Origin of the sequence: Amycolatopsis sp. DG1A-15b, from assembly GCF_030285645.1 — a bacterium.
Lineage (GTDB): Bacteria > Actinomycetota > Actinomycetes > Mycobacteriales > Pseudonocardiaceae > Amycolatopsis.
Genome location: NZ_CP127296.1, coordinates 2,323,888 through 2,350,716, shown reverse-complemented (window position 1 = coordinate 2,350,716; position 26,829 = coordinate 2,323,888). Strand labels below are relative to the sequence as shown.

Annotated in this window: 27 protein-coding genes; 11 read left to right on the top strand and 16 right to left on the bottom strand. The window is 73.1% G+C overall.

Features of this window, described 5'->3' with window-relative positions:
* Nucleotides 1–7: 7 nt before the first annotated feature.
* Both QRY02_RS10760 and QRY02_RS10755 read right to left on the bottom strand, forming a co-directional pair.
* Complete coding sequence (locus tag QRY02_RS10760) at nucleotides 8–223, bottom strand: CDGSH iron-sulfur domain-containing protein (RefSeq protein ID WP_285991369.1); 216 nt, start codon at nucleotides 221–223, stop codon at nucleotides 8–10.
* Complete coding sequence (locus QRY02_RS10755) at nucleotides 210–929, bottom strand: methyltransferase (RefSeq protein ID WP_285991368.1); 720 nt, start codon at nucleotides 927–929, stop codon at nucleotides 210–212. Before QRY02_RS10755 ends, QRY02_RS10760 begins: the two co-directional genes overlap by 14 nt.
* 155 nt (nucleotides 930–1,084) lie before the next feature.
* On the opposite strand from QRY02_RS10755, the gene QRY02_RS10750 reads away from it, so the two are divergent.
* Nucleotides 1,085–1,249 carry a hypothetical protein gene (locus tag QRY02_RS10750; RefSeq protein WP_285991367.1) on the top strand — a complete coding sequence of 55 codons (165 nt, stop codon included), beginning with the start codon at nucleotides 1,085–1,087 and terminating at the stop codon, nucleotides 1,247–1,249.
* 80 nt (nucleotides 1,250–1,329) lie between these two features.
* On the opposite strand, the gene QRY02_RS10745 is transcribed toward QRY02_RS10750, so the two are convergent.
* Nucleotides 1,330–2,604 carry an ATP-grasp domain-containing protein gene (locus QRY02_RS10745; protein WP_285991366.1) on the bottom strand — a complete coding sequence of 425 codons (1,275 nt, stop codon included), beginning with the start codon at nucleotides 2,602–2,604 and terminating at the stop codon, nucleotides 1,330–1,332.
* Between the two features lie 83 nt (nucleotides 2,605–2,687).
* Between QRY02_RS10745 and QRY02_RS10740 the strand changes: the two genes are divergently transcribed.
* Nucleotides 2,688–4,190 (top strand): FAD-dependent oxidoreductase, encoded by a 1,503-nt coding sequence (locus QRY02_RS10740; RefSeq protein WP_285991365.1) that lies wholly within the window; start codon nucleotides 2,688–2,690, stop codon nucleotides 4,188–4,190.
* 56 nt (nucleotides 4,191–4,246) lie between these two features.
* Here the strand turns inward: QRY02_RS10740 and QRY02_RS10735 are convergent, their stop codons facing one another.
* Nucleotides 4,247–4,771 carry a DUF1360 domain-containing protein gene (locus QRY02_RS10735; RefSeq protein ID WP_285991364.1) on the bottom strand — a complete coding sequence of 175 codons (525 nt, stop codon included), beginning with the start codon at nucleotides 4,769–4,771 and terminating at the stop codon, nucleotides 4,247–4,249.
* Entirely contained in the window at nucleotides 4,768–5,562 is a 795-nt protein-coding gene (locus QRY02_RS10730) for an SDR family NAD(P)-dependent oxidoreductase (protein ID WP_285991363.1), read from the bottom strand. The genes QRY02_RS10735 and QRY02_RS10730 overlap by 4 nt, the downstream gene beginning before the upstream one ends.
* Before the next feature lie 90 nt (nucleotides 5,563–5,652).
* On the opposite strand from QRY02_RS10730, the gene QRY02_RS10725 reads away from it, so the two are divergent.
* Both QRY02_RS10725 and QRY02_RS10720 read left to right on the top strand, forming a co-directional pair.
* Nucleotides 5,653–6,666, top strand: coding sequence for a DNA topoisomerase IB (locus QRY02_RS10725; protein WP_285991362.1), 1,014 nt, complete (start codon nucleotides 5,653–5,655; stop codon nucleotides 6,664–6,666).
* Between the two features lie 81 nt (nucleotides 6,667–6,747).
* A complete protein-coding gene (locus QRY02_RS10720; protein ID WP_285991361.1) occupies nucleotides 6,748–7,077 on the top strand; it encodes a hypothetical protein in 330 nt (109 codons plus the stop codon).
* A 129-nt stretch (nucleotides 7,078–7,206) separates the two neighbouring features.
* Here QRY02_RS10720 and QRY02_RS10715 read toward each other — a convergent pair whose 3' ends face one another.
* A complete protein-coding gene (locus tag QRY02_RS10715) occupies nucleotides 7,207–7,587 on the bottom strand; it encodes a VOC family protein (RefSeq protein ID WP_285991360.1) in 381 nt (126 codons plus the stop codon).
* A 4-nt stretch (nucleotides 7,588–7,591) separates the two neighbouring features.
* On the bottom strand, nucleotides 7,592–8,605 hold the full coding sequence (locus tag QRY02_RS10710; protein WP_285991359.1) for a YihY/virulence factor BrkB family protein: 1,014 nt from the start codon (nucleotides 8,603–8,605) through the stop codon (nucleotides 7,592–7,594).
* A gap of 54 nt (nucleotides 8,606–8,659) precedes the next feature.
* On the opposite strand from QRY02_RS10710, the gene QRY02_RS10705 reads away from it, so the two are divergent.
* Nucleotides 8,660–9,127 carry an SRPBCC family protein gene (locus QRY02_RS10705; RefSeq protein ID WP_285991358.1) on the top strand — a complete coding sequence of 156 codons (468 nt, stop codon included), beginning with the start codon at nucleotides 8,660–8,662 and terminating at the stop codon, nucleotides 9,125–9,127.
* A 250-nt stretch (nucleotides 9,128–9,377) separates the two neighbouring features.
* On the opposite strand, the gene QRY02_RS10700 is transcribed toward QRY02_RS10705, so the two are convergent.
* The 6 genes from QRY02_RS10700 to QRY02_RS10675 form a co-directional block, all read right to left on the bottom strand.
* Entirely contained in the window at nucleotides 9,378–10,970 is a 1,593-nt protein-coding gene (locus QRY02_RS10700) for a phytoene desaturase family protein (RefSeq protein WP_285991357.1), read from the bottom strand.
* A 17-nt stretch (nucleotides 10,971–10,987) separates the two neighbouring features.
* The gene (locus QRY02_RS10695) at nucleotides 10,988–12,061 is read right to left on the bottom strand and encodes an NAD-dependent epimerase/dehydratase family protein (RefSeq protein WP_285991356.1); all 1,074 of its coding nucleotides are present in this window, start codon (nucleotides 12,059–12,061) and stop codon (nucleotides 10,988–10,990) included.
* Between the two features lie 76 nt (nucleotides 12,062–12,137).
* Nucleotides 12,138–14,162 (bottom strand): CocE/NonD family hydrolase, encoded by a 2,025-nt coding sequence (locus QRY02_RS10690; RefSeq protein WP_285991355.1) that lies wholly within the window; start codon nucleotides 14,160–14,162, stop codon nucleotides 12,138–12,140.
* A 19-nt stretch (nucleotides 14,163–14,181) separates the two neighbouring features.
* The gene (locus tag QRY02_RS10685) at nucleotides 14,182–15,372 is read right to left on the bottom strand and encodes a zinc-dependent alcohol dehydrogenase (RefSeq protein WP_285991354.1); all 1,191 of its coding nucleotides are present in this window, start codon (nucleotides 15,370–15,372) and stop codon (nucleotides 14,182–14,184) included.
* Between the two features lie 71 nt (nucleotides 15,373–15,443).
* A complete protein-coding gene (locus QRY02_RS10680) occupies nucleotides 15,444–16,439 on the bottom strand; it encodes an inorganic phosphate transporter (RefSeq protein ID WP_285991353.1) in 996 nt (331 codons plus the stop codon).
* Nucleotides 16,440–17,054 (bottom strand): DUF47 domain-containing protein, encoded by a 615-nt coding sequence (locus QRY02_RS10675; protein WP_285991352.1) that lies wholly within the window; start codon nucleotides 17,052–17,054, stop codon nucleotides 16,440–16,442.
* Nucleotides 17,055–17,143: 89 nt separating this feature from the next.
* Between QRY02_RS10675 and QRY02_RS10670 the strand changes: the two genes are divergently transcribed.
* Together QRY02_RS10670 and QRY02_RS10665 are read left to right on the top strand one after the other, a co-directional pair.
* Nucleotides 17,144–18,085 (top strand): glycosyltransferase, encoded by a 942-nt coding sequence (locus tag QRY02_RS10670; RefSeq protein WP_285991351.1) that lies wholly within the window; start codon nucleotides 17,144–17,146, stop codon nucleotides 18,083–18,085.
* 23 nt (nucleotides 18,086–18,108) lie between these two features.
* Entirely contained in the window at nucleotides 18,109–19,317 is a 1,209-nt protein-coding gene (locus tag QRY02_RS10665) for a glycosyltransferase family 4 protein (RefSeq protein WP_285991350.1), read from the top strand.
* 156 nt (nucleotides 19,318–19,473) lie between these two features.
* Here QRY02_RS10665 and QRY02_RS10660 read toward each other — a convergent pair whose 3' ends face one another.
* From QRY02_RS10660 to QRY02_RS10650, 3 genes are read right to left on the bottom strand one after another with little or no spacing between them, the layout of a single operon-like run.
* Nucleotides 19,474–20,364, bottom strand: coding sequence for a glycosyltransferase family 2 protein (locus tag QRY02_RS10660; protein WP_285991349.1), 891 nt, complete (start codon nucleotides 20,362–20,364; stop codon nucleotides 19,474–19,476).
* The gene (locus QRY02_RS10655) at nucleotides 20,343–21,209 is read right to left on the bottom strand and encodes a glycosyltransferase family 2 protein (protein WP_285991348.1); all 867 of its coding nucleotides are present in this window, start codon (nucleotides 21,207–21,209) and stop codon (nucleotides 20,343–20,345) included. Before QRY02_RS10655 ends, QRY02_RS10660 begins: the two co-directional genes overlap by 22 nt.
* On the bottom strand, nucleotides 21,206–22,063 hold the full coding sequence (locus QRY02_RS10650) for a polysaccharide pyruvyl transferase family protein (protein ID WP_285991347.1): 858 nt from the start codon (nucleotides 22,061–22,063) through the stop codon (nucleotides 21,206–21,208). Before QRY02_RS10650 ends, QRY02_RS10655 begins: the two co-directional genes overlap by 4 nt.
* A gap of 88 nt (nucleotides 22,064–22,151) precedes the next feature.
* On the opposite strand from QRY02_RS10650, the gene QRY02_RS10645 reads away from it, so the two are divergent.
* From QRY02_RS10645 to QRY02_RS10630, 4 genes are all read left to right on the top strand, one after another.
* Nucleotides 22,152–23,102, top strand: a complete 951-nt coding sequence (locus QRY02_RS10645) for an NAD-dependent epimerase/dehydratase family protein (protein ID WP_502874197.1) — start codon at nucleotides 22,152–22,154, stop codon at nucleotides 23,100–23,102.
* Between the two features lie 112 nt (nucleotides 23,103–23,214).
* Entirely contained in the window at nucleotides 23,215–24,888 is a 1,674-nt protein-coding gene (locus QRY02_RS10640; RefSeq protein ID WP_285991345.1) for a carbamoyltransferase family protein, read from the top strand.
* On the top strand, nucleotides 24,888–25,448 hold the full coding sequence (locus QRY02_RS10635; protein ID WP_285993812.1) for a D-sedoheptulose-7-phosphate isomerase: 561 nt from the start codon (nucleotides 24,888–24,890) through the stop codon (nucleotides 25,446–25,448). The genes QRY02_RS10640 and QRY02_RS10635 overlap by 1 nt, the downstream gene beginning before the upstream one ends.
* The gene (locus tag QRY02_RS10630) at nucleotides 25,445–26,812 is read left to right on the top strand and encodes a PfkB family carbohydrate kinase (protein ID WP_285991344.1); all 1,368 of its coding nucleotides are present in this window, start codon (nucleotides 25,445–25,447) and stop codon (nucleotides 26,810–26,812) included. Before QRY02_RS10635 ends, QRY02_RS10630 begins: the two co-directional genes overlap by 4 nt.
* Nucleotides 26,813–26,829: the final 17 nt, after the last annotated feature.

Sequence of the window (26,829 nt, the reverse complement as noted above, 5' to 3'; positions counted from 1 at the left end):
ATCGTCGTCAGTCGTCGTCGGTATGGGTCCGGACGCGTTTGCGATGACTGGTGTCGCAGAACGGGAACCGCTTGCTGCGGCGGCACGCGCACACCGCGACCAGGAACCGGTCGGACCGCACGAGCTCGCCCTCGGGGGTGCTCAGCTCGACCGGTCCCTCCACCAGCACCGGGCCGCCCGGGACGACGGTCACCCGGCGGGGACCCCGCTCAGCGGTCGGCACGCAGCACCACCAGCTCTTCCATCCGCTGGCCCGGCTCGATCAGCCCGGCCGCCTCGAGGAACTCCGTCCGTCCGGACAGGACCGGACCGAACGGGATCCGGGCGCGCCGCACCACCGACGCCCGCAATCCCCCCGCGGCCAGCATCTCCCGCGATTTGTCCACATCGGACAGTGTCGAGTGGACGAGCAGCATGGTCCCGCCCGGGCGCAGCAGCGTGCCCGCAGCAGCGCACAGCGGGTCCAGCAGCGCGCGGCCGTCCGGGCCGGCGTCCCAGCCCCGGGTGGACCGGACCGCCGGCGCCGGGGACGGCACGTACGGCGGGTTGGCGACGACGACGTCGAACGGGCCCTCGCGCAGTGCTCTGGTGAGGCCTCCCCGGCACGGGCGCACGGCGAGCTGCCGGACCAGCGCGTTGAGCCGCGCCGAGGCCAGCGCCCGGCGCGAAAGGTCCACCGCCAGCACGGTTCCCGCACCGCGCCGGGCCAGCGTGATCGCCTGCGCGCCGGTGCCGGTGCACAGGTCGAGGGCACGCGCGCCGGCCGGGATCGCCAGTTCGGCGATCGCCGACGCGAGCAGGGCGGTGTCTTCCTGCGGGCGGTAGACGCCGGGCAGCCGCAGCATCCGCGGGGCGGGCGGCACGGGCTGGTGGACGACGGACCGGGCGGCCAAGGGGCCCGGGCGGACGGGTTCCGCCGACGTGGTCATCTGGGTCTCCTTCACTCGCCGCGGTCCCGGCGCGATCGCCGGCGGACAACCGCGTCGCTCCCGGGCTTACCCGGCGATCATCGCGGCAAACGCCGGTGGTTGAGCGGGGCGTGCCCGGGTATCCGGTACGGAAAGGACCGTGAAGGAGGTACGAGATGACGTCGGAAGAGCGCACGCAGCACCCGACCCAGCCCGCCGAGGGCGCCGGCGGTGACGACCCGCACGGCGACACGCCGGAGGCCCAGCGCGAGACCCTCCGCGGCGAGCAGGGCACGTCGGGCGGCGACGAGCACGACGACAGCGATCCGCAGTCGGGCTGAGCCGGAGCCACCGAGCGGCCGAAAAAGCGGGGGTCGCGTTCGGACAGTCCGAACGCGACCCCCGCTTTCCCGTGCCGTCGTCAGGCTTCGGCGAACTCGAACGGCAGTGCGTCCACGCACGCCTGGTACTTCTGCACCATTTCGTGTTCGGTGTGCGCCGCGACGAACAGGTGCGCCAGCTCGAAGCTGTAGCTGTCCTGCTCGGGCAGGTCCGACAGCCGCTGCCCCGCCTCCGGCACGATCGTGATCTGGGTGCCGTCGATGCGGTCCTGCACCGCGGCGATCTCCTCGGGCGTCGGCACCCGCGTCACCACGCCGTCCTCGAACCGGCGCAGGTACCACTTGGCGGCGATCTGGTAAGTGCCCTTGGTGGGGCGGCGGCCGGGGTCCTGGCCCAGGCCGAGCCGCACCATGATCTCGTGGTTGGCGACGCCGTCGACGAACTCGAACAGCTCCGCGTGCGACTGCGAGTGCCGGGGGTTGATCTCCAGCAGGGCGACCTGACCGGACTCGGGGTCGCAGAAGAACTCGATGCTGAAGGTCCCGTTGTCGAAGCCGATCTGCTTCATCACCCGCTCGGCGACGTCGCGCATCCGCTGCACGGGCTCCTCCCCCAGCTGCGACGGGTACTGGTGGCGCAGGAAGGACGAGCTGTCCGGGTAGTTGATGGAGTCGAGCGCGCCGTAGACGGTGACCTCGCCCTGGTAGACGTACCCTTCGACAGCCGCCTGGACGCCGTGCAGCGCTTCTTCGGCCAGGCACGCGGCGCCCCCGACCCTGGCGATCTCCGGCGGGAGCTCGACCTGCTCGAGCACGGAGCCGAACGGCTCCCCCACCCGGCCGACACCGGCGCGGATCTCGGCCACGGCGTCGGAGAATTCGGCGTCGTTCTCCGCCTTGAAGGCGAGCTCGGAGGAGAACGACTTCACCGGCTTGAGCCACATCGGGTAGCCGACGCCCTCCGGCGGGGCGGGTTTCCGGTCGTCGAGGTCGACGATGCCGAAGCTCGGCAGCTCGTCGATGACCTTTCTCTGCTCGAGCCGGCTCCAGTACTTGTGTTCGCACTTCAGCACGGCCTCCAGCGACACGCTGGGCAGGCCGTACCGGGCGCACAGGATGGGAACCAGCGACGCGGCCGGGAAGTCCCAGTAACTGACGATCGCGCCGACGTCGCCGTCGAACGCGTCGAGCTCGTGCTGCGCCGTCTTCAAGAGCGCTTCGAAGTCGATTTCGCCGTGTTGCAGCTCTTCGGGGGTCAGCAGGCCGTGGAACCGGTAGCCGGAAGCCCACGGCAGGCGCTCCAGCACCCGCTGGTTCTCCTCGTCCAGGCCGATCACGAAGATGTCGGTACTCATGCGAAAGGGCTACCCGACGCGCCGAGCGGGCCAAACGGGCCGGATGGCCGGTTTGGCCGGACCGGCAGCGGGCATCCGCAGGCATGACAGCCCTGCCCGAACCGCTTTCGCTGTGGGTGGAAACCGCCCCTTCCCCGGACCGCACCGGCGTGCCGGTGCCGGAGTCCGCCGATGTCGCGGTGCTCGGCGCGGGCATCGCCGGGCTCACCACCGCGCTGCTGCTCGCGCGCGCCGGCCGGTCGGTCGTCGTGCTGGAGGCCGAGCGGGTCGCGGCCGGGGTGTCCGGCCACACGACCGCGAAGGTCAGCGCCCAGCACGGGGCCAAGTACGCGGACTTGGCGTCCCGCCACGGCACCGGCGCCGCGAAGGCCTACGCCGGAACCCAGACGGCGGCGCTCGAATGGATCGCGGCCACCTCGGCCGAACTGGCGATCGACTGCGGTTTCACCCGCGCGGACAGCTACGTCTACACGACCCGGGACAGCACCGTGGACTCCCTCAGGCGGGAGGCGGACGCGGCCGCCGCGGCGGGCCTGCCGGCGTCGTTCACCGAAGAAGTCGCGCTCGACGTGCCCGCGCTCGGGGCCGTGCGGACCACCGGGCAGGCGCACTTCCACCCGCGCCGGTGGCTGCTCGGCCTGGCCGCCGAGATCGAGCGGGCGGGCGGCACCATCGTCGAACACGCCCGGGCGACCGCGCTCAACGGGCAGACCGTCCGCACTTCGCGCGGCGACGTCGTGGCGGGCGAAGTCGTCGTCGCGACCCACTACCCCGTGCTCGACCGCGGCCTGTACTTCGCCCGGCTCGACCCGGTGCGCGACCTCGTCGTCGCGGGCCCGGCGGCGGGCGGCACCGCACCGGAGGGCATGTTCCTCGACGCCGACACGCACCACTCCGTGCGCGGGTACACCGAACAGGGCACGCCGATGGTGATCGCCGGCGGCGAGCACTACCGGGTGGGCGCGCACGTCAACGTCGAACGCCGGTACCGGCGGCTCGCGGAGTGGGCCGACGCGCACGCGGGCCTGCACCGGGTGACCCACCGCTGGTCGGCCCACGACATGTCGACGCCCGACCTGCTGCCCTACGTCGGCCGCTACCTGCCCGGGACGAAGAACCTGTGGGTGGCCACCGGGTTCGGCCAGTGGGGCATGACCGGCGGTACCGCCGCGGGCCACGTGCTGGCGGCGCGGATCCTCGGCGAGCCGCACCCGGCCGCGGACCTGTTCGACCCCAACCGCTTCGACGCCCGTTCCGTGCTCGAGGTGGCCCAGGACAACCTCACCGTCGCGAAGTACCTCGTCGGCGACCACGTCGCCGCGCTGTGGCGGTCCGAGAAGCTCGACGACCTGCAGCCCGGGGAGGCCGAGGTCGTCCGCGTGGGCGGCGAGCTCGTCGCGGCCCACCGCGACGACGCCGGTAAGCTGCACACGGTCGGCGCGCACTGCACCCACCTGGGCTGCCTGGTTTCGTTCAACGACGCCGAGAAGACCTGGGACTGCCCCTGCCACGGCTCGCGGTTCGGCGTCGACGGCGAAGTGGTGCAGGGCCCGGCGGTCCGCCCGCTGCGCCGCGGCCCGGAATGAGCCGGTGGGGACGTTCCTCCCCTCTGCCCGAGGAACGTCCCCACCGGTCCGCCCGGCTAACCGGACGCCAGTTTCTTGCCCGCGTCGTACAGCAGGTGCAGGGCGTCGGCCACGCCCACGGCCGTCAGCACCGTCGCCGCCAGGCGGGTCCCGCGCGGCGCGATCACCAGGCCCGCGGCCAGCCCGGTGCCGATCCAGACGTCCAGGCAGAACGGACACGACAGCAGCTCACCCGCGGCGTGCTCGACGTGGCTCTGGCCGGGCACGGACTCGTTCAGCTCGGTGGCGCCCGCCGGCTCCTCGTAGCGGGTGAACGGGGCTCGCAGCGGGCTCGTGACCGCCGCCTTCGCGAGCATGCGGCTGGCCTTGAACGTCGCGGTGCCGAGCAGCGCCGTGTCGCCGAGGCCGAACCGGCGGGGCAGCCCGGCTCCGAGGAGGCGCCCCAGCACGGTCAGCCCGCCGACGAAGGCCGCGTAGGCCCCCATCGCGCCGACGTAACCGACCAGCGGCCGGTCGGCCTCCCCGGCGTAGTCGCGCTGCACTTGCTTCGCCTTCTCGGTGACGTCCTCGAGCACGCTCATTCGTCCGCCGATCCGGGCTTCATCATCTTGCCCTGCTGTTTTGCCTTGGCCTCGTCCGGCAGGAGGCGGGAGCCGGCCGCCTGGAGCTTGTTCTTCACCGCGCCGGGCACGATCTTGTCCTTCCCGGCCATCAAGGCTTCGTAGCCGGCCTCGGCGATCTCGGCCGGGGAATCCTTGTCCCCGGCGGCGATCTTGGTGTCCGTCATGTCGGCGCGCTCGAAGAACTCGGTGTCGACCGGGCCGGGCAGCATCGCGGTGACGGTGACGCCCTTGTCCTTCACCTCGGCGCGCAGGCCTTCGGAGAACGACGTCAAGAACGCCTTCGAGGCGGCGTAGACGGCCTGGTAGGGCGCGGGCGACGTGCCGGCGATCGACGAGGTGAACAGCACCCGGCCGTGGCCGCGGCCGACCATGCCGGGCACGACCCGCTTGGCCAGGTGCACGGCCGAGCGGACGTTCAGGTCGACGACCGTCAGCTGGTCCTCCAGCCGGGTCTCCCCCGCGAACTCGCCGTTGACGCCGACGCCGGCGTTGACGGCCAGTGCCTCCACCGGGCGGTCCGCGAGGTGGCGGACGAGTTCTTCGACCCCGTCCGGGGCGGCGAGGTCGGTGCGGACCGCGTCGACCCGCGCGCCGCACGCGCGGACCTCGTCGGCGGCCGCGGCGAGCTCGGCGTCCTCGGCCGCCAGCACGAGGTCGAAGTCGTGCCGGGCGAACTGTTTCGCCAGCTCCAGCCCGATTCCGCTCGACGCGCCGGTGACGACGGCCAGTGGCCTGGTTGCGGTGGTCATCATGCTCCTTCCGGGGTTCGCCCGCTGGCTACCCACCGCCGCGGGCGGCAATCATGGTTTCCCGGTACGCCGGGCGGGTATTTCGCGGCGGTGGGACGCACCAGACTCCGCCGCAGTGACCTGCGCAGCCCGGGCATCAAGCGCATCCGCCGCGGCCGCGGGTTCTCCTACGCCATGCCCGACGGCTCACCGGTCACCGACGACGAGCTGCTGGCCCGGATCAAGGACCTCGTCATCCCGCCGGCCTGGCGGAACGTGTGGATCTGCCCCTACCCGAACGGGCACGTCCAGGCGGTCGGCACCGACGACGCCGGGCGGCGCCAGTACCTCTACCACGACCAGTGGCGGCGCGACCGCGACGAGGAGAAGCACGACCGCGTGCTGCAGATGGCCCGCCGGCTGCCGCAGTGGCGCGCTTCGGTGGCGGACGACCTCGCCGGGCGTGGCTTGACCCGGAAGCGGGTGCTCGCCGCTGCCCTGCGCATGCTCGACCGGGGGATCTTCCGCACCGGCGGCGAGGAGTACGCGGAGGAGAACGGCACCCACGGCGTCGCGACGCTGCTGCGCGAGCACGCGGCGGTCCGCGGTGACGAGTGCCGGTTCTGCTACGTCGCCAAGGGCGGCCTGGACCGCGAGGTGGCCATCTGCGACGCGGAGCTGGCCTCGGTGCTGAAGTCGCTGCTGCGCAGCCGGCCGGACAGCGACCGGCTGCTGGTCTACCGCGAGGGCGGCAGCTGGCACGAGGTGCACGCCGCGGACATCAACGAACGGTTCAAGGAGCTGGCGGGCCAAGACTGCACGGCGAAGGACATGCGGACGTGGAACGCGACGGTGCTGGCGGCAGCGGCGTTCGCCGCGGCGGACCCCCCGACGTCCGAGACGGCCCGCAAGCGCGCCGAGGCGAAGGTGATGAAAGAGGTCTCGACGGCGCTCGGGAACACCCCCGCGGTCTGCCGCTCGTCCTATGTGGACCCCCGGTTGGTGGAGGCGTACCGCGCGGAGAAGACGATCGCCCCGGCGCTCAAGCGCGCGGCCCGCCTCGAGGGCGACGAGGCGCGGGCGGTGCTGGAGAAGGCGTGCGCGCGGCTGCTGAACGCGTCGTGACGGTGTGGAGTGGGAGGTACGGTGGGATCCATCCGAACGTGTACTGGCCCGCGGCAGCGGTCGTCGGGGAACCTGGAGAGGATGACATCTTCCGCAGTGCGCTGGCGCGCGTCGATCAGCCTCACCGTGGGCGACGACGGGCCGGTGTCGAGCATCCTGGAGTCCGACCACGGGAGTGAGGGGTCGGCGCGGAAGTGGATCGAGCGGAAGCTCCCCCGGACGCGCTTCCCGGCGTGGATCCCGGCAGCCCGGCGGCGGGACGGCGTGGAGTTGTTCGGCCGGGTGGCCCGCGGCCGGATGGTGCCGGACCAGCTGCTCCCGACCTGGGAGTCGGAAGCAACGCCGGTGTGGCACGCCGACCGAGCCGGGGACCAGGTTCAGTGGCGCCGCTGCGCGGCCGACGATCGCTGAGGTCAGTCCCGCCTCGGATCGCTCGATCACCCAACGACAGTCGAACTTGTCAGTACTCGCGGAATTGCCAGGCCGGCAGGCGAACCCACTCGAGAAACTTGACCGCGATCGGCGCGCCGGCCGCCGGGCTCAGGCCTTGCCCACGTCCGTGCGCAGGAGGCAGAACTCGTTGCCCTCCGGGTCCTGCAGCACCACCCACGACTCCTCCCCGCTCTGGCCCACGTCCGCCGGACGGGCGCCCAACGCCGTCAAGCGTGCCAGCTCCGTCTCCTGGTCCACCCCCGCCGGGCTCACGTCGAGGTGCAGCGGGAGCTTGCCCCGGCGGGGGTCTTCCGTCCGGGCCAGGATCAGGGTCGGCGGGCCTTCGCCGAACCGGGCGCCCGGCGGGCCCAGGGCCAGGCCGTCCGGCTCGTGGCCGATCACCTCGTAGCCGAGGACCGCGCACCAGAACTCCGCCAGGCGGTCGGGATCGTGGCAGTCCAGCACCAGTTCGGTGATCCGGCAGGCCATCCGCTCACTTCCGTTCGGACTCCGCCACCGCCGCGGCTTCGTCGTCGTCCATCGCCTTCGTGTCCCGCGGCGGCAGGAACGGCTCCTCCTGGTCCTCCACGCGGCCCGCCTCGATGGTGCGGCCGCGGGCCAGCTCCGCGTCCAGCTCGGCCCCCAGCAGGATCGCGAGGTTGGAGATCCACAACCATACAAGGAACGCGATCACCCCGGCCAGCGAACCGTAGGTCTTGTTGTAGGAACCGAAATTCGCGACGTACAGCGCGAAACCGGCCGACGCCGCCACCCACAGCACCACGGCCAGCAGCCCGCCCGGCGTCAGCCACTTGAACCCCGGCAGCCGCACGTTCGGGCCCACCCAGTACAGCAACGCGAACGCCAGGCTGACGAGCAGCGCGATCACCGGCCACTTCGCGATCTCCCACACCAGCACGCCCGTCGAACCGAGGCCGATCAGGTCGCCGATCCGGCGGGCCACCGAACCGGTCGCCACCACGCCGAGCGCGCACGCCGCCAGCAGCACCACGATGCCGACCGTCAACGCGACCCGCAGCGGGATCGTCTTCCACACCGGCCGCCCCTCCGGCATGCCGTAGATCGCGTTCGACGCCCGCATGAACGCGCCGATGTAGCCCGACGCCGACCACAGCGCGCCCAGCAGGCCGATGATCGCCAGCGGGCCGGCCAGGCTCCGCGAGCCCGTCAGCTCCTTGATCGCACCGACGATGATGTCCTTGCCCTGGCCCGGCACGAGCTGGTTGACGTTGTCGATCACCGTCTGGATCTTGTCCGGGCCGAGCAGACCGAGGATCGCGGTGAGCACGATGATGCCCGGGAACAGCGAAAGCACACCGTAGTAGGTGAGCGCCGCGGCCCAGTCGGTCAGGTTGTCCCGGTTGAACTGCTTGAAGGTCCGTTTGAGCGCCGCACCCCACGACTGTTTCGACAGCTCTCCCGGTCCTTCGGGTTCTTTACCGTGTCTGGCCACCGTCGCCACCTCCTGCTCCGTCCCGGCGGGCATACCCCGTCCGGGAGTGGGTATGCCTGTTTCGTCACCCCGAACCAGGAGGAAGCCGTGCCCGAGGTCAGCCGCGTGATCGACGTACCGCCCGACGCCGTGTTCGCGGTGCTCGCCGACGGCTGGCTCTACGCCGGCTGGGTGGTCGGCAGCTCCCACATCCGCGACGTCGACGAGGACTGGCCCGCGGTGGGCTCCCGGATCCACCACAGCGTGGGCCCGTGGCCGGTGCACATCCAGGACGTGACGGTGGTCCGGGCGGTCGAGCCGGGCCTGTCGCTGTCGTTGGAGGCGCGCGGCTGGCCACTGGGCGCGGCCGCGGTCGGCCTGACGCTGGTCCCCCACGGCGACGGGCAGACGCTGGTCCGGATGACCGAGCACATCGTCCGCGGGCCCGGCAAGGTGCTCCCGGCGGCAGTGCAGGCGCTGATCGCCAAGCCGCGCAACACGGAGTCGCTGGCCCGCCTGGCGGACTTGGCGACGGGCAAGCACGCCCGCGCCCGGCACGGCCACCCGAGCCCCTGAGCCGCGCGGGCGCCGGCCGGATTGCCCCTGAGCAGGTTCCGGCAACCCGACCGCGGTCGGTCGCGGGTCGCGCGGCCGGCCGCTGGGCCTCTCGGGCGTTCCCGGCCTCGACCGCAGATCGCGCGCCCGGCACCCGGCCCGCTCAACCGCTCCCCGGCCCCAGCCGTAGATCGCCCGGCCGCTCAAAGCGCTCCGGGCTTCAACCGTAAGTCGCGCGCTCGACCACCCAGCCCCTCAAACGCTCCCGGCCTCAGCCGTAGATCGCGCGGTGGGCCGCCCGGATCACCGCCGCGTATCCGCCGCCCAGCATTCCCGCGCGGGCCATCGCCGCGCGGGCCGCGTTCGCTCCCGGGCCGCCGTGGACCGCTCCTCCCGGATGGGCGGATGCTCCCGCCAGGTACAGGCGGTCCACCGGTGTGTCCGCGCGGCCCGTGCCCGGCACCGGGCGGAAGAACAGCTGCTGGTGGATCGCCGACGTGCCGCCGTTGACCGCGCCGCCGACCAGGCCCGGATCGTGGTCCTGGAGCTCGACGGGGCCCTGGATGTACCGCGCCTTGATCAGGCCGGTGAACCCCGGCGCGTTGGCCTCGACCGTCTCCTCCATCCGCCGCGCCCGCCGTTCGAGCGCGGCCCGGTTCTCGCACGTGCCGCGCGGCACGTGCGTGTACGCCCACGCCGACTCCGTTCCCGGCGGCGACCGGTCGGGGTCGGTCGTGGTCATCTGGCCCAGCAGCAGGAACGGGCGGCGCGGCATCCGGCCGCGGCCGAGTTCGCCGCCGAACGCCGACAACCCGTCCAGGTCCGTGCCGAGGTGGATGGTGCCGGCCCCGCGCGCCGCTTCGGCCGTCCACGGGATCGGGCCGGACAGCGCCCAGTCCACCTTCACCGTCGCGCTGTCCCACTGGAACCGCTCCAGGTCTTCGACGAACCGGGAGGGCAGCCACTCCGGCGCGAGCAGCTCGCGGTACAGCAGCGGCGCGGGAACGTCGGCGAGCACGGCCTTGCGGGCCCGCACCGGGGCACCGGCGGCGTCCCGGACACCCAGCGCCCGCCCGCCGGCGACGAGCACTTCGCGCACCGGACGTCCACAGTGGACCGTGCCGCCGCGCGACTCCAGCCGGCGCACCAGCGCCGCGGTCAGCTCGCCCGCCCCGCCCGCCGGCACCGGGAATCCTTCCCCCTGGCCGATCATCGCCATCAGCCAGCCGAACACCGCGCTGCCCGCGTTGTCCACCGAAAGGTCGCTGTGCGCGGCGTTTCCCGCCAGCAGCAGCTTCGCGCCTTCCCCGGTGAACAGCTCGTCGCCGAACCGGCGCACCGGCAGCGTCAGCATGCGCGCCAGCCGCAGCGCGTCGCCCGTTCCGGTGCGGCGCAGCAGCTTCAGTGCCGGGCGCACCGGCGGGAACGACGCGAACAACGTCTCCACCAGCGGCTCGCGGATTTCGGCCCACTGTTCGAACAACCGGCGCCACGCGTCGCCGTCGCCGTCGCCGAACTCCTCGACCGACGCCGCCGTGCGGTCGATGTCCCGGGAAAGCACCACGCACCGGTCGTCGGGCAGCACGTGCGCCAGCACGTCGGGCGCGTGCCGCCAGCTCAGGCCGTGCTCCTCGAGCCGCAGGCCCCGGATCGCCGGGGACACCGCGCTCATCGGGTAGAAGGCGCTGAAGAGGTCGTTGCGGAAGCCCGGCTCGGTGACTTCGGCGGTCCGGACGGCGCCGCCGGCGTGCTCGGTCGCCTCCAGGACCAGCACCGACCAGCCCGCGTCGGCCAGGAGGTTCGCCGCCACCAGGCCGTTGTGCCCCGCGCCGATCACCACCGCGTCGACGGCTTCCGTACTCACTCCGGCCTCCTGGCTGATCAGGCTTGCGACTGGTGGCTCGGCCCGACCCGGGTGAGCGAGCGGAGCCGGGCCAGGACCCCGTCGCGGCGCGGCGGGGCCAGGGGCGGGCTCGCCGCCCCCGCGCCCGACCGGAGCCCGGCGACCAGGTCGGCGAGCGCGGCCGCGGCGTCATACCGAGGTTGCCAGCCCAGGGCGGTCTCCGCCAGCGTGGTGTCCCCGAGCGCGGCGCGGTCGGCCAGCTCGAGCCACCCCGGGTGCACCGGCAGCACCCCGCCCAGCCACGCCGCCCGGGTCGCGAGCTGCACCACCGGCTTCGGCACCGGGACGCGGGTGCCACCCAGGACACCGGCCAGCGCGTCGGCGTCGAGCACCTCCGGCGCGGCCAGGTTGACCGCGCCGGTGAAGCCGGCGTCCAGGATCAGCCGGATCGCCTCGGCGACGTCGGTGGTGTGCACCACCTGCGCCCGCAGGTCCGTCCACAGCGGAACCGGCAGCCGCCGCCCGCCGACGAGGTGGGCGGGCACCGCCGGGCCGAGCAGCCAGCGCGCGAACTCCCCCGCCGCGCTGCGGTGCAGGATCGCGCACGGCCGGATCCGCGCCACCCGGACCTGCGGGTACGTCTCTTCGAACCGGTCGAGCAAGGCTTCCAGCGCGGCCTTGCCACGGCTGTAGGCGCTGCCCGCGATGCCCTCGCACGGCCAGTCCTCGGTCACCTTGTCCCAGCGGGGCGCCGGCCCGTAGGCGGCCACGGACGAAGCGACGACCAGGTGCGGCACCCCGGCGCCCGCCGCCGCGGCGAGCACGTGCCGGGTGCCTTGGTCGTTGGTGCGCGACATCGGCGGGTCGCCGCGCACCGGCGAGATCGCCCACGCCAGGTGGACGACGGCGTCCGCGCCCGCGAACACCTCCGCCAGCTCCTCCTCCGCGCCGGGGCGGCCGACGTCGAGGGCCCGCCAAGCCGCCCGGCGGTACGGCTCGGCCGTGGTGTCCGGCAGCCGTCGCGCGAGCCCGACCACGTCGTGGCCGGGCTCGAGCGCGTCCAGCAGGGCCGTTCCGACGTTCCCGGTCGCCCCGGTGATCACGATGCGCACCCGAAAGGCTTACCCGGTGTCGCCACGGTGAAACTCGGTGACAACCGGGGCTTCGCCACCCGGACCCCCCGAAAACTCAGACCAGGTCCCGCGGGATCCGCCGGTGCCAGTTCCGCGAGACGATCCGGCGGGGCCCGTCGTAGCCGTCGAGCTGCGCGTCGATGACGAACTCGGTGTCGGTGCACGAGACGCGCGTGCGGGTCTCGCTGCGCGCCACCCAGTCGCCGCGCGCGAAGGTGACGTCCCACGCGGTTTCCGCCACCGGGGAGCAGAAGTCGTCGGCGACCCAGCTGTACCGCTCACGGACGTCCCGGGTGACCTCCAGATCGAGGTCGTCGTACCGGACCGTCCCCGCGTCCTTCACGATGTCCAGCGCCGACCGGTAGTCGACGAGGTCCCGCGAGACCGTCCAGCGCTGCTCCCCCGGCGTCACGGCCGTCACGGACATCGGCGGCGCGCCCTCGGGTTCCCCGAACGGCCGGGCCGGCAGTTCGTCCGGCTCGGCGACCGGGCGGACCGGCAGCTCGAGCGCGCTGTGTCCGGTGTGGACGGACAGCAGCACCGGCGTCGGCGGCGGCCAGGCCAGCGGCCAGTACGACGTGGACAGCGAGAGCCGGATCCGGTGCCCCGCCGGGAAAGCCTGCGCCACGGCGTTCAGCTCGATCTCGACCGGGCAGCGCTCGCCCGGCGCCATCGGGGCCGGCTCGTCGTGGCCGTCACGGTGGGTCAGGTTGAGCAGCCCGTAGGTGACGCGGGTGGCCCGCCCGTCCGGTGCGACGTCGGACAGCCGCGCCGCCACCATGGCGACCGGCTGGTCGGCCGAGACCTCCAGCCGCACCTTCGGGGACCCGAGGATCTCGCAGCGCTCGGTGAGCACATCGGTGTCGAAGACGAGCGACCCGCCGTCCTCCTCGCGCTGGTCGTAGGGCAGGTCCGGCGGAGCGCTGTAGGACGCCCACTTCCCGGAGAACTGCCCGACCGACAGCGGCGACGACACGGTCAGCGCCTCATCGGGCACCGTCTCCCCCGGCCGCGCGAGGCGGTGCGGCGCCAGCGGCAGCTCCTGCGGCTTGACGTGCGGCGACGGCCAGGTGGCCTCCCCGACCCAGCGGCCGGGGCGGTCTTCGTAGGACGTCGACGGCGGCACGCTCTCCTGCATCCAGGTCCGCAGCATCGGCCCGTCCATCGCGCCGTTCTCGTCCCCGCGCAGCCAGTGGTCCCACCACCCGACGACCTCCTGGAGGTAGCCGATCGCCGGGCCCGGCTCGCCGAGGTGCGGGTACTTGTGCGACCACGGGCCGATCAGGCCGCGCCGCGGCACGTCGAGGTGGGCCAGGAGCCGGATCACGGCGTTGGAGTACCCGTCGGCCCAGCCGCTCGAGGCCAGCACCGGCACCTGGACGTCGCTGTAGTTCTCCGACACCGACGCGTGCCGCCAGTAGTCGTCGCGGCGCTGGTGGCCGAGCCAGTTTTCGATCCACAGGCTGCAGTTGTCCAGCCGCTCCAGCCACATCTCCCGCCAGCGGTCGCCGACGACCGCCGGGTCGGGCGGCAGCGTGGCGTAGGCGAACATCGTGCCGGACTCGGCGACGTTGTCCGACAGCAGGCAGCCGCCCATGTAGTGCATGTCGTCGGCGAAGCGGTCGTCGGTGAACGACGAGATCACGATCGCGCGCAGGCTCGGCGGTTTCCGGGCCGCGACCTGCAACGCGGCGAACGCGCCCCAGGAGATCCCCATCATCCCGGTGTCGCCGGTGCACCACGGCTGCCCGGCGATCCACTCGAGGACCTCTTCGGCGTCGAGCTGCTCGCGTTCGAGGTACTCGTCGGCCAGGACGCCCTCGGACTCGCCGGTGCCGCGGATGTCCACGCGCACGCAGGCGTACCCGTGCCCGGCGAGGTAGGGGTGGTGGATGGAGTCGCGGGGCGCGGTGAGGTCCCGCTTGCGGTAGGGGATGTATTCGAGGATCGCCGGCACCGGCTCGGCGTCCGACGAGACCGGCCGCCAGATGCGGGCGGACAGGACGGTCCCGTCGGACATCGGGATCCGGACGTGGTCTTCCTCGGTGATTTCGTACGGCAGCGAGGTGACGGCTCGCAAGAGCAACTTCCTCCCGGGGTTACTTGGCGGGCTGCAGAAGGATCTTCTGGGCGCCGTCGAGCTTCTTCTGGAAGATCTCGTACGCGCGGGGCGCCTCTTCCAGGGGCAGCTTGTGCGTGGCGAAGCCTTCGACGCCGAGCGGGTCGCCGTCGCCGGTGAGCACCGGCATGATGTCCTCCAGCCAGTGCCGGACGTTGGCCTGGCCCATCCGCAGCTGGATCTGCTTGTCGAACAGCTCCATCATCGGCATCGGGTCGACCATCCCGCCGTAGACGCCGGACAGCGAGATCGTGCCGCCGCGGCGGACGCTGTCGATGGCGGCGTAGAGCACGCTCAGCCGGTCGATCCCGGCCTTCTCGGTGATCTTCTCGCCGAGCGGCTGCGGCAGCAGCCCGACCAGGGTGTGCGCCAGCTTGCCGACCGGGGCGCCGTGCGCCTCCATGCCGACCGCGTCGATCACCGAGTCCGCGCCGCGCCCGTTCGTCAGCTGCCGGATGGAGTCGCCGATCTCCTTGTGGTCACGCGTGTCGAGCGCGGTGGCGCCGTGTTCGCGGGCCCGGGCGAGGCGCTCGGGCACCAGGTCGACCCCGATCACCTGGCCGGCGCCGCGGTGCCGCGCGATCCGGCAGCACATCTGCCCGATCGGGCCGAGGCCGAAGACCACGACCGTGCCGTCCTTCGGGACGTTCGCGTACTCGACGGCCTGCCAGGCGGTCGGGACGACGTCGGAGAGGTAGACGAACCGCTCGTCCGGCGGGCCGTCCGGGACCTTGATCGGCCCGTAGTGGGCCTGCGGCACCCGCAGGTACTCGGCCTGGCCGCCGGGGACCTGGCCGTAGAGCTTGGTGTAGCCGAGCAGCGAGGCACCCTTGCCGTGCTCTCTGACCTGCGTCGTTTCGCACTGCGACTGCAGGCCGCGCTCGCACATCCAGCAGTGGCCGCAGGAGATGTTGAACGGGACCACCACGCGGTCGCCCGGCTTGAGGTTCGTCACCTCCGGCCCGACCTCCTCGACCACGCCCATCGGCTCGTGGCCGAGGATGTCGCCCTCGGTCATGAACGCGCCGAGGACTTCGTAGAGGTGCAGGTCGGAGCCGCAGATCCCGGTCGAGGTGATCCGCACGACCGCGTCCGTCGCCTCCTCGATCTTCGGATCCGGCACCTCTTCGACGCGGACGTCGCGTTTGCCGTGCCAGGTCACTGCCTTCATGGCTCTCCCTTTCCGCGGACGGGGTTGTTCAAGCCCCGGCTTCCCGCGGGTGGCAGCCGACAAACCCCGCCTCAGGTGAGCAGGTCGGCCACCAGGTAGACGGCCGCGGCCACCGCCGCGGCGGCCGGGAACGTCAGCACCCAGCCCATGATGATGTCGCGGGCGATGCCCCAGCGGACCGCCGAGAGCCGCTTGGTCGCCCCCACTCCCATGATCGCCGCCGTGATGACGTGCGTGGTCGAGATCGGCGCCTTCACCGCGAACGCCGTCACGTACAGCACCGACGACGCCACCGACTCCGCGACGAAGCCGTGCGGCGGGTCGAGCGGGAACACCCGCCTGCCGAGCGTCCGCATGATCCGCAGGCCACCCGAATAGGTGCCCAGCGACAAGGCCCCGGCGCACGCCAGGGTCACCCACAGCGGGACGGCGAACGTCGACTGCTGCCCGGCCGCCACCAGCGCCAGCACGATCACGCCCATGCCCTTCTGGGCGTCCTGCAGGCCGTGGCCGAGCGCGAGCGCCGAGGCGGAGACGATCTGGAACCGGCGGAACACCCGGCCGCTGCGGTGCGGGTTCGCCCGCCGCAGCAGCCACAGCGCGGCGACCATGGCGAGGTAGCCCAGCACCAGCCCGATCAGCGGCGACGCCACCATCGGGATCAGCACCTTCTCGGCGATCCCGGCCCAGTGCACGGTGCTCGCGGCGGCCAGTGCCGCGCCGACCATGCCGCCGATCAGCGAGTGCGAGGAGGACGACGGGAGCCCGAAGTACCAGGTGATCAGGTTCCAGGTGATGGCCCCGGCCAGCGCGGCGAAGACCACGGTGAGCGCGTCCGGCCCCACCGGGACGTCGATGATCCCCTTGGCCACCGTCGCCGCGATGCCGGTCGAGAGCAGCGCGCCCGCCAGGTTCATCACCGCCGCCAGCACGAGGGCGGCCCGCAGGGTCAGCGCCCGGGTCGACACCGCGCTGGCGATGGCGTTGGCCGCGTCGTGGAACCCGTTGGTGTAGTCGAAGACGAGCGTCAGCACGATCACGGTGACCAGGGCGGCGGTCCCCGTCACTCAGGACTCCTTGACCGCGATGGTCTGCACCACGTCGGCCAGGTGCTCGAACGCGTCGGCGGCCAGCTCGAACTGCTCGACGACCTCCTTGGTCTTCAGCACCTCGAGGGCGTCCCCGCCCGGCTCGAACAGGTGGGCCAGGATCCGCCGGTAGACGCGGTCGGCCTCGTTCTCGAGCTCGTTGATCTCGATCCAGAACGGCTCGAGGTCCCCCACCTTGGCCAGGCCGGGCATCGACGAAGCCGTCAGCTCGGCGGCCCGGCAGAGCACCCGGACCAGGACGTCGGTCCCCGGCGGGAACGAGCCGATGCGGTAGAGCACGGCCAGGTCCGCCGCGGTGTCCGTGAAGTCCAGCACGTCGTCGATCTTGGCGGCGAGGGCCTGGATGTCCTCGCGGTCGAACGGCGTCACGAACGAGCTGTTGAGCTCCACCATGATCGTGTGCGTGAGCTCGTCGCCCTGGTGCTCGACCTCGTGCAGGCGCTTCGCGATGGGTTCCCGCTCGGCCGGGTCGGCGGCCACGAGTTCCCTGAGCAGGGCGGTCGCGGTGACGAGGTTCTTCGCCGCGTCGGCGAGCAGGTCGAAGAACCGGGTGCCCCGTGGGGTGAAGCGCATGGATATCCCTTCGTCGCGCGCGCCCGTCCGGGGCCGGGTACCCCGTCCGGCCGAACGTTTAACGGCCGCTCTCCGGGAAATCAGGAGTCATGACCGATCCCGGATCCCGGCGCCTGAGAGTACTGCTCTGGCATGTGCACGGCTCGTGGACCGACGCTTTCGTCCGCGGCCGCCACGACTACCTCCTGCCGGTGTCACCCGACGGTGCGCCCTGGGGCCTCGGCAAGGCGGGGCGGAACTGGCCGTCGGTGACCGAGGTGCCGCTCGACCGGCTGGCCGAGGCCGAGCCCGACGTCGTCGTCCTGCAACGCCCGGAGGAACTCGCCTTCGCCGCCCGCCTGGGCGTTCCGGCCGTCTACGTGGAACACAACGCGCCCCGGCCGTACGCCGCGGCCAGCGAACACCCGCTCGCCGGCCGCTCCGACATCACCGTGGCGCACGTCACCCACTTCAACGCGGCCATGTGGGACTGCGGCCGCGCGCCGGTGACCGTGGTGCCGCACGGCATCCCCGATCCGGGACCGCGCTACACCGGCGAGCTCGCGGCCGGGGTGTCGATGATCAACGAGCCGGTGCGGCGGGAGCGGGTCACCGGCGCCGACCTGCTCGGCACGCTCGCCGAGGGCGCCCCCGTCGACGTCTTCGGCATGGGGACCGAAGAGCTCGGCGCGCCGCTGCGCGGGCTGGGCGACGTCCCGGCGCCGAAGCTGCACGACGAGATCGCCCGCCGCCGCGTCTACCTGCACACCGCCCGGTGGACGTCGCTCGGACTGTCCCTTTTGGAAGCCATGCACCTGGCGATGCCGGTCGTCGTCTTCGCCGCCACCGAGGCGGTCGAGGCGGTGCCGGACGACGCGGGGGTGCTCTCCACCGACGTCTCCGTGCTGGCCCGGGGTTTCCGCGAGCTGCTGCACGAGCCCGACTTCGCCGCCCTGGCCGGCAAGAACGCCCGCGAACACGCCCTGAAGCACTACGGGCTGGACGCCTTCCTGACCGCTTGGGACCACCTCCTCGCCGAGACGGCCCGTTGAACCGTGAAGGGAACGCCTCACCGATGAAGATCGCCATGGTGTCCGAGCACGCCAATCCCCTCGCCGCGCTGGGCGAAGCCGACGCCGGTGGCCAGAACGTGCACGTCGCCGAGCTGTCGGCCGCGCTGGTGCGCGCCGGGCACGACGTCACCGTCTACACGCGCCGGGAGAGCCGCGACGAGCCGCCCGAGGTCCGGACGCCGCAGGGGTACCGCGTCGTGCACGTGCCGGCCGGGCCGGCCCGCAAGGAGCCGAAGGACCACCTCCTGCCCTACATGGGCGAGTTCGGCAGCTTCCTGCGGGACCGGTGGGCGCTCGACCGCCCGGACGTGGCGCACGCGCACTTCTGGATGTCCGGCCTCGCGACCTCGTTGGCGGCGAGCGCGACCGGGACGCCGGTGGCCCAGACCTTTCACGCCCTGGGCGTGGTCAAGAAGCGCTACCAGGGCGACCAAGACACCAGCCCCGCCGACCGCGTCCGGCTGGAGCGGATCATCGGCCGCCAGGCCGGGCGCGTGATCGCGACCTGCTCCGACGAGGTCTTCGAGCTGTCCCGCCTCGGTGTCCCGCGGTCGCGGATCTCGATCGTGCCCTGCGGCGTCGACCTCGGCCGGTTCTCCCCGGACGGACCGGTCGCCCGCCGCCGGCTGCCGCACCGGCTGGTCGCCGTCGGCCGGCTGGTCCCGCGCAAGGGGTTCGACATCGCGATCACCGCCCTCGCCCAGCTGCCGGACACCGAACTCGTCATCGCCGGCGGCCCGGAGCGGGGCAAGCTGTCCCAGGACCCCGAGGCGGGCCGGCTGCGGCAGCTGGCCGGCCGGCTCGGCGTCGGCGACCGCGTCCGCTGGCCCGGCCAGGTGTCCCGCGACGACATGCCGGCCCTGCTGCGCTCGGCCGACGCCGTCGTGTGCACGCCGTGGTACGAGCCGTTCGGAATCGTGCCCCTGGAGGCGATGGCCTGCGGCGTCCCGGTGGTCGCGGCCGCGGTGGGCGGCCTGACCGACACCGTCGTCGACGGCGTCACGGGGCTGCTGGTCCGCCCGCACCAGCCGAAGGAGCTCGCGTCCCGGGCGCGGCGGCTGATCGACGACCCCGCGCTGTGCCACGCCTACGGCACCGCGGGCCGCGACCGCGCGATGGCCCGCTACTCGTGGGACCGCGTCGCCGCCGACACGCTGCGGGCCTACCACAAGCTGGTCCCTCAGCAGGCCGCCACGGCCGAGGCCCGCTGACCCCAAGGGTCGGTCCACGCACCGGGAGGGTCGGCTCACAGACCTGGACGGTCGGCTCGCGTACCGGAAGAGTCGGTTCCCGAGCCGACCCTCTGGATACGCGAACCGACTCCCTGGGTACGCGAGCCGACCCTCCGGGTACGCGAACCGACCCGTTCAGCCCACGTAGCGGCGGGCCTTCGACTCACGCTGCGGGGCTTCCAGCAAACGCAAGCCGTGTTCGACGTGCTGCGGGACCACCCGGCGGTCCCGCAGCACCGACGGCAGGCCGCGGGCCACGTCCAGGAGCGCCGCCGCCGTGGCGCCGTCGAGCGGGGCCGAGCGCAGCACGTCGCGGCCGCGGCGGAAGACCGCCGGCCAGGGACGGCGCAGCAGGAGCGTCCACAACGTGTTGCGGATGCCGAGGCGACGGCGGTGGCGCGGGTCGCGCAGCTTCGAGGGCGCGTGGTGGATCACGACGTCCTCGGCCCAGCACATCCACCAGCCGCGCGCGGCCAGGTCCAGGGCGAACAGCTCCTCCTCGCCGCCGAGCCACATGCGCGTCGAAAAGCCGCCGACCTCGCGGAACGCGCTGACGCGCACCGCCGTCAGGCCCGCCATGATGCCGAGCAGCGCCGGCCCCGGCAGCCAGTCCGGGCCGGGCACCGGCGACTCGCGCAGCTCCGGTGTGATCGGGTCCTCGACCAGGCCGGGCTCGACCAGGCAGCGCCCGGTCACCGACCCGAGACCCGGATACGCCTCCAGCAGGTCGGCGGCCCGGGTCAGCGCGCCGGGCTGCCACGTCGTGTCGTCGTCGCAAAAGGCCACGTACGGGGTCGTCACTTCTTCGACGGCGATGTTGCGAGCCACCGCGCCGAGGTTCTCCGCCAGCCGGAACAGGCGGACGCCGGGGAATTCCCGGGCGACCATGCCGGCCGTGCCGTCCGCGGATCCGTTGTCCGCGACGAAGACCGGCGCCGCGTCCGGCAGGGACGTCATGTGCGCCAGCGTCTCGCGCAACTGCTCGCGGCGGTTGCAGGTGATGATCACGACCGAGATTCGCGCCATTCGGCGGTCCTTTCCAGAGTCCGGGCCTGGTGTTCGACGTGGGCGGGCAGGACTCGCCGCGAACTCAGCGCCCGCGGCAGCCGCGGCACCGCGCCGAGGACGGCCCCGGGGGCCCGCACCAGCGTCCGCGCCACCTCGCGGCGGCAGACGCGGGGCGGGCGGCGCAGCACGGCGATGAGCAGCCGGTTGCGCAGTTCGGCCCGGCGGCGCCACGACGAGGGTGGACGCGACCGGGACGGGTGGTGGTGCGCGCGCAGGCGCCCGACGTAGCAGACTTCCCAGCCGTGCGCGGCCAGGTCGTAAGCCAGCAGTTGTTCCTCGGCCCCGAAGTGCAGCAGCGGGCTGAAGCCGCCGACCTGCAGGTAAGCCGTGCGGCGCACGATCGCGGAGCAGGCCAGGAAGCCGAGCACCAGCGGCCCGGGCGCGCCGGCCGGGTGCCCCAGCGGGCTGCGCTCCATTTCGGGCGTCACCGGGTCGTCCCGGCATTCCGGGCCGACGAGGGTGCGCGCGGCGAGCAGGCCGGTCTTCGGGTGTTCGTCGAAGATCCGCTCCGCCTCGGCCAGCGCGTCCGGCGCCCACCACGAGTCGTCGTCGCTGAAGGCGATGTACGGCGTGTCGGCCGCGATGACACCGAGGGTGCGCGCGGCGGCGCCGAGGTTCTGCGGCAGGCGGATCACGCGCACGTTGGCGTGCCGTCCGGCGACCTCGGCCGTGCCGTCCTCGGAAGCGTTGTCCAGCACGATGACCGGCGGCCGGGGGTCCAAGGAGGACAGCCGGCCGAGGGTGCGTGCCAGCTCGGTGGCGCGGTTGCGGGTGGCGATGACGACGGTCGTGCGCGCGCTCACCGCGGCCCCACCAGTTCGTCCACCAGCGCGGCCAGGGACGCCGGGTGCGCGGGCGGCCGCACCGAGGCCGGGAGGCACCACTTCAGGCGGGCGTCGAGCAGCGCGGGGTCGGCGACGTCTTCGGCGGCCACCACCGGCCAGTCCAGCGCCCGCCCCTGCGCGGTCACCTTCCCGCCGCCGGCCACCGGGTCGACGGCGAGCACCGGTACCCCGGCCTTGAGCCCGAAGACCAGCCCGTGCAACCGAGTCGTCACCACAGCGTCCATTTTGGACACCAGCGCGGCGAACTGGTCCGGGGTCGCGCACCGCTCCCAGTCCGCGTGCGCGAGCCGGGTGTCCAGCGGCACGCGGGCGCAGTCCAGGCCGGCGAGCCAGCCGGTCAGTGCCTCGTGGACGTCGCCGTGGCGCCCCGAGCTGCCGTATTCCGGCTGGTGCGGCGCCAGGACCACGCCGAGCACCGGCGTGGGCGACACCGGCGCGCCCAGCGCGAGGTCAAGTTCGGCGGTGACGCCGTCGTCGCGCGGGAGGATCCGGTGGAACCCGGTCACCGCCGGATCTTCGGCGTCGGGCACCGACACCCCGACCGCGATCCGGCGGCAGGCGGCGTACCGCTCGTGCAGCGAACGCACCTGCGGCCCGTGCACCGGACCGCAGGCGAACACCACGTGCGTGTAGTCCTCGGGTGGCGCGTCGGGCAGGTGCAGGGCGCCGGGGCGGAAGCCCGGGCTCCACGCGACCCGGTGGTCGATCCCCGCCTCCGCCAGCGCGGCCCCGGCCGCGCGCAGGCTGAGGACGTCACCCGCCGTGGCTTCCCCGTGCAGAAAACTGGCCCAACCGGTGAGCAGAACTCGCATGGTAGGGGCGATTACCCGCTCTCCACCCCCTTACACAGTTTTGCGGCCGCCGGGGCCGGGTAGCCGCGACGACATGGAGAATCCGGCAGTGACCAGGCGGTTCGGGCGTGCGGTGGTGACCGGGGGTGCCGGCTTCGTCGGCGCACACCTGTGCGAACTGCTGCTCGAAGAAGACATCGAAGTCGTCGCCGTCGACAACCTCGTGACGTCCTCGGCGGACAGCCTGGACCACCTGCGCCGCCACGAGGGGTTCCGGTTCGTGCGCCACGACGTCACGCAACCCATGCCGCCGGGCTGCGAAGCCGACGTCGTCTTCCACCTGGCCTCGGCCGCGTCGCCCCGTGACTACCTGGCTCTGCCGCTGGAAACCCTGCGCGCGGGCTCGCACGGCACCGAGCAGGCGCTCGAGCTGGCCCGGCGCGAGGGGGCCCGGTTCGTGCTCGCCTCGACGAGCGAGGTCTACGGCGATCCCCTGGAACACCCGCAGCGCGAAGGGTATTGGGGCAACGTCAACCCCATCGGGCCGCGCAGCGTCTACGACGAAGCCAAGCGCTACGCCGAAGCGCTGACGTCGGCCTACCGCCGCGAATTCGGCGTCGACACGGCGATCGCGCGGATCTTCAACACCTACGGCCCCGGCATGCGCGCCCACGACGGCCGGATGATCCCGGCGTTCCTCGGCCAGGCGCTCGGGAACGAGCCGCTCACGGTCACCGGCACCGGCGAACAGACCCGGTCGATCTGCTACGTCGAGGACACCGTCCGTGGCCTGCTCGCGCTCGCGCGGTCCGGCCACCCCGGACCGGTCAACATCGGCAACCCGGACGAGCTGACCGTCCGGCAGGTGGCGGAACGGATCAAGGACATCACCGGGTCCGGTTCGCCCATCGAGTACGTCGACGCCGTCGTCGACGACCCGCAGCGGCGCTGTCCCGACATCTCCCTCGCGCGTGACGTCCTCGGCTGGGAACCGAAGATCGACGCCGACGACGGGCTCCGTCGCACTGCGACGTGGTTCCGCCGGGCGCCGTCGCGCTGAGTAGCGACGCCCAGGGCTTATGCGCGCCATCGTTTATCAACGACTTCGCCGGGTAGCGCTATAGGCGAGAGCGGGCCTCACGAGTCCGCACCGGAACGCCAGAGGCAGGTCGATGCGCATACTCGGGATCAATGCCGTCTTCCACGACCCGGCCGCCGCGCTGGTGGTGGACGGGGAGATCGTCGCCGCGGCGGAGGAAGAACGCTTCAGCCGCCGCAAACACGGCAAGCAGGCGGTGCCGTTCTCCACGTGGGAACAGCCCGCCCAGGCCGCCGCCTGGTGCCTGGCCCAGGCGGGACTGTCCGCGAAGGACCTCGACGCCGTCGGATATTCCTACGACCCCGCGCTGGTCGAGCCGGGCCTGCCCGGCCACGACCCGAGCGGCGAGGAGCTGCGGACGGAGTTCGCGAAGCGGGCCCCCTTGTTCCTGAAGTCCGCTTTGCCCGGACTGGACCCGGGCATCGTCAAGTTCGTCCGGCACCACGTCGCGCACGCCGCGTCGGCCGCGCTGGCCGCGCCGTTCGGCGACTGCGCCGTGCTCGTCGCCGACGGACGCGGCGAGAGCACGTCCTATCTGGCCGGTGAGTACCGCGACGGGCGGTTCAAGGAACTGGCGGCGCAGAAGCTGCCGCACTCGCTCGGCCTGCTCTACGAAGACCTCACCGAGCACCTCGGCTTCGCGCGGTCCAGCGACGAGTACAAGGTCATGGCGCTCGCCTCCTACGGCAAGCCGGAGTTCCTCGACGAACTCTGCGAGCACGTCCACGTCACCGGCGACGGCGGCTTCCACGCCTCGGGCGTCGACCTGGCGTCACTGGCTCCGCGCCGCGAGGCCGGCGAGGAGCTCAGCCGGCGGCACGCCGATCTCGCCGCGAGTGTCCAGAAAGTCCTCGAGGACATCCTGCTGGAACTGGCGGACTGGCTGCACGAGGCCACCGGCCAGCGCGACCTGGCGATGGCGGGCGGGATCGCGCTCAACTGCGTCGCCAACAGCCGGCTGCACGCCGAAGGCCCGTTCGACCGGATCTGGGTGCAGCCCGCCGCCGGGGACGCGGGCACCGCGCTCGGCGCCGCACTGCAGCTGGCGGCCGAAGCCGGGGAACGCGGCGCTCCCATGGGGGACGCCGGTCTCGGCCGCGGGTGGACCGACGAAGAGCTCGAAGAAATCCTGATCAAGGCCAAGCTGCCCTACGAACGACCGGACGACCTCGCCGAGACCGTCGCCGAAGCACTGGCGAACGACGAGGTGATCGCCTGGTTCCAGGGCCGCGCCGAGTTCGGCCCGCGGGCGCTGGGGCACCGGTCGCTGCTGGCGCACCCGGGCCGCAAGGCGAACCTCGAGCGGCTCAACGACGTCAAGGGCCGTGAGCAGTTCCGCCCGGTGGCGCCGATGGTCCGGGCCGAGCGGGCGGCCGAGATCTTCACCCGCGGCCCGCTCCCCAGCCCGTACATGCTGTTCGTGCACGACGTCGCCGAAGACTGGCGTGACCGCATCCCGGCCGTCACCCACGTCGACGGCACTGCCCGCGTGCAGACCGTCGAAGAACGCGAAAACCCGGTACTGGCCCGGATGCTGGCCGCCTTCGAGCGCCGGACCGGCCTGCCGGTCGTGATCAACACCAGCCTCAACACCGCCGGCCGCCCGATGGTCGACTCGCCCCGGGACGCGCTGGAGTGCTTCGGCTCGGCCCCCATCGACCTGCTCGCGCTGGGGCCGTTCGTGCTCCGGCGTCCCCGTCCCACTCAAACCGGCGCGGCGTCGCCGGAGGAGAAGGAGGTGCCGTGATGGAAGACCATCTCGCCGCGCTGGCCGAGGCCGCCGGCCGGGCCCGCGAATCCGCCCCCAAGATAACCGCGTGGGGCCGGCACCTCGCCGGGGTCTTCGAGGCCGGCGGCAAGCTGCTCGCCTGCGGCAACGGGGGCAGCGCGGCCGAAGCCCAGCACCTGACCGGCGAGCTCGTCGGCCGGTTCCGCCACGAACGCCGCCCCCTTTCGGCGATCGCGCTGCACGCGGACACGTCCGCGACCACGGCGATCGTCAACGACTACGGCGACCACGAGGTCTTCGCCCGCCAGGTGCACGCGCACGGGCGGCCGGGCGACGTGCTGGTGTGCCTGTCCACCAGCGGCGGCAGTCAGAACGTCGTCGCCGCCGCGAAGGCCGCGCACGAGCTCGGCGTGACGACGTGGGCGCTGACCGGGCCGGCCCCCAACCCCCTCGCCGCCCTGTGCGACGACGCCGTGACGGTCGAAGCGCCGAGCGTCGCGACCGTGCAGGAAATGCACTTGGCGCTGGTGCACGGCCTGTGCGCGGCCCTCGACAACGCGCTCGGGGTGACCGCGTGAGGCCGTTGGTCGTTCTCGGCGACACGCTGCTGGACGTCGACGCCGAAGGCACCGCCGAACGGCTGTGCCCGGAGGCGCCGGTGCCGGTGGTCGACCTGACGGCCCGGCGCCGCCGCCCCGGTGGGGCCGGCCTGGCCGCGTTGCTGGCCGCGCGGTCGGCGGCCGAGGTCGTCCTGGTCACGCCGCTCGGCGGCGACGAAGGCGGCCACGCGCTCACCGGGCTGCTGGAACCGGACGTCACCGTGCTGCCGCTGCCGCTGCGCGGCACGACGGTGTGCAAGACCCGGATCCGCGCGGGCGGGCAGTCGTTGCTGCGCCTGGATTCCGGCGACGGCACGGCGACCGCCGACCCGCTGCCCGCCCGGGCGCACGACGTCCTGGCCGACGCCGGTGCGATCCTCGTGGCCGACTACGGCCGCGGCCTGACGCGCAACCCGGACGTCCGGCGGCTCCTGCGGGAGCTGGCCGAACGGATCCCGGTGGTGTGGGACCCGCACCCCCGCGGCGCGCAGCCGGTACCCGGGACGCGGCTGGTCACGCCGAACCTCGCCGAAGCGCGCGCGGTGCTCGCCGGGCACGAGGAACCGGCCGAGCTCGCCAAGCTGCTGCGCGGCCACTGGCACGCCGACGCGGTCGCGGTCACCGTCGGCGCCCGCGGCGCGGTGCTCGCCGACGGCCTCGGCGAAACGACTGTCCCGATCCCCGCGGCGGCCCGGACTCCCGGCCACACCGCGCCGGACACCTGCGGTGCGGGCGACCGGTTCGCGGCCGCGGCCACCGCCGCCCTGCTCGGCGGCGCCGACACGACCGAAGCCGTGGTGACCGCCGTCGAGGCGGCCGCCCGGTTCGTCGCCGCCGGCGGCGCGACCGCGCTGTCCACCGACGACGGCCCGGTGCCCGACCCGCAGCCGGCGACCGACGCCTTCGGCCTCGCCGAGCGGATCCGCGGAACCGGCGGCCGCCTGATCGCCACCGGCGGCTGCTTCGACCTGCTGCACCCCGGGCACGTGAGCCTGCTGCGGCAGGCCCGCGCCCTCGGCGACGCGCTGGTCGTCTGCCTCAATTCCGACGAGTCGGTGCGGGGCCTGAAGGGGCCCGGCCGCCCGCTGGTCCGCGACCGCGACCGCGCCCGGCTCCTCTCCGCTTTGTCCTTTGTGGACGCCGTCGCCGTCTTCGACGAGCCCTCGCCCACCGCCGTCCTGGAGAAGCTGCGGCCGGACGTGTGGGTGAAAGGCGGCGACTACGCGGAAGCGGACCTGCCCGAACGCGAAGTGGTCGAACGGCACGGCGGCGAAGTCGTGCTCGTCCCGACCGTGCCCGGCTACTCGACCTCCCGGCTGGTCGCCGCGGCGGCCAGCGCCTGACCCCCCTCGCCCGCGAA

Excerpts from the sequence above, each read along its gene's own strand:
- QRY02_RS10755 (WP_285991368.1), bottom strand. The coding sequence starts at position 929 with ATGACCACGTCGGCGGAACCCGTCCGCCCGGGCCCCTTGGCCGCCCGG.
- QRY02_RS10750 (WP_285991367.1), top strand. The coding sequence starts at position 1,085 with ATGACGTCGGAAGAGCGCACGCAGCACCCGACCCAGCCCGCCGAGGGC.
- QRY02_RS10745 (WP_285991366.1), bottom strand. The coding sequence starts at position 2,604 with ATGAGTACCGACATCTTCGTGATCGGCCTGGACGAGGAGAACCAGCGG.
- QRY02_RS10740 (WP_285991365.1), top strand. The coding sequence starts at position 2,688 with ATGACAGCCCTGCCCGAACCGCTTTCGCTGTGGGTGGAAACCGCCCCT.
- QRY02_RS10735 (WP_285991364.1), bottom strand. The coding sequence starts at position 4,771 with ATGAGCGTGCTCGAGGACGTCACCGAGAAGGCGAAGCAAGTGCAGCGC.
- QRY02_RS10730 (WP_285991363.1), bottom strand. The coding sequence starts at position 5,562 with ATGACCACCGCAACCAGGCCACTGGCCGTCGTCACCGGCGCGTCGAGC.
- QRY02_RS10720 (WP_285991361.1), top strand. The coding sequence starts at position 6,748 with ATGACATCTTCCGCAGTGCGCTGGCGCGCGTCGATCAGCCTCACCGTG.
- QRY02_RS10715 (WP_285991360.1), bottom strand. The coding sequence starts at position 7,587 with ATGGCCTGCCGGATCACCGAACTGGTGCTGGACTGCCACGATCCCGAC.
- QRY02_RS10710 (WP_285991359.1), bottom strand. The coding sequence starts at position 8,605 with ATGCCCGCCGGGACGGAGCAGGAGGTGGCGACGGTGGCCAGACACGGT.
- QRY02_RS10685 (WP_285991354.1), bottom strand. The coding sequence starts at position 15,372 with ATGAAGGCAGTGACCTGGCACGGCAAACGCGACGTCCGCGTCGAAGAG.
- QRY02_RS10675 (WP_285991352.1), bottom strand. The coding sequence starts at position 17,054 with ATGCGCTTCACCCCACGGGGCACCCGGTTCTTCGACCTGCTCGCCGAC.
- QRY02_RS10670 (WP_285991351.1), top strand. The coding sequence starts at position 17,144 with ATGACCGATCCCGGATCCCGGCGCCTGAGAGTACTGCTCTGGCATGTG.
- QRY02_RS10665 (WP_285991350.1), top strand. The coding sequence starts at position 18,109 with ATGAAGATCGCCATGGTGTCCGAGCACGCCAATCCCCTCGCCGCGCTG.
- QRY02_RS10660 (WP_285991349.1), bottom strand. The coding sequence starts at position 20,364 with ATGGCGCGAATCTCGGTCGTGATCATCACCTGCAACCGCCGCGAGCAG.
- QRY02_RS10650 (WP_285991347.1), bottom strand. The coding sequence starts at position 22,063 with ATGCGAGTTCTGCTCACCGGTTGGGCCAGTTTTCTGCACGGGGAAGCC.
- QRY02_RS10640 (WP_285991345.1), top strand. The coding sequence starts at position 23,215 with ATGCGCATACTCGGGATCAATGCCGTCTTCCACGACCCGGCCGCCGCG.
- QRY02_RS10635 (WP_285993812.1), top strand. The coding sequence starts at position 24,888 with ATGGAAGACCATCTCGCCGCGCTGGCCGAGGCCGCCGGCCGGGCCCGC.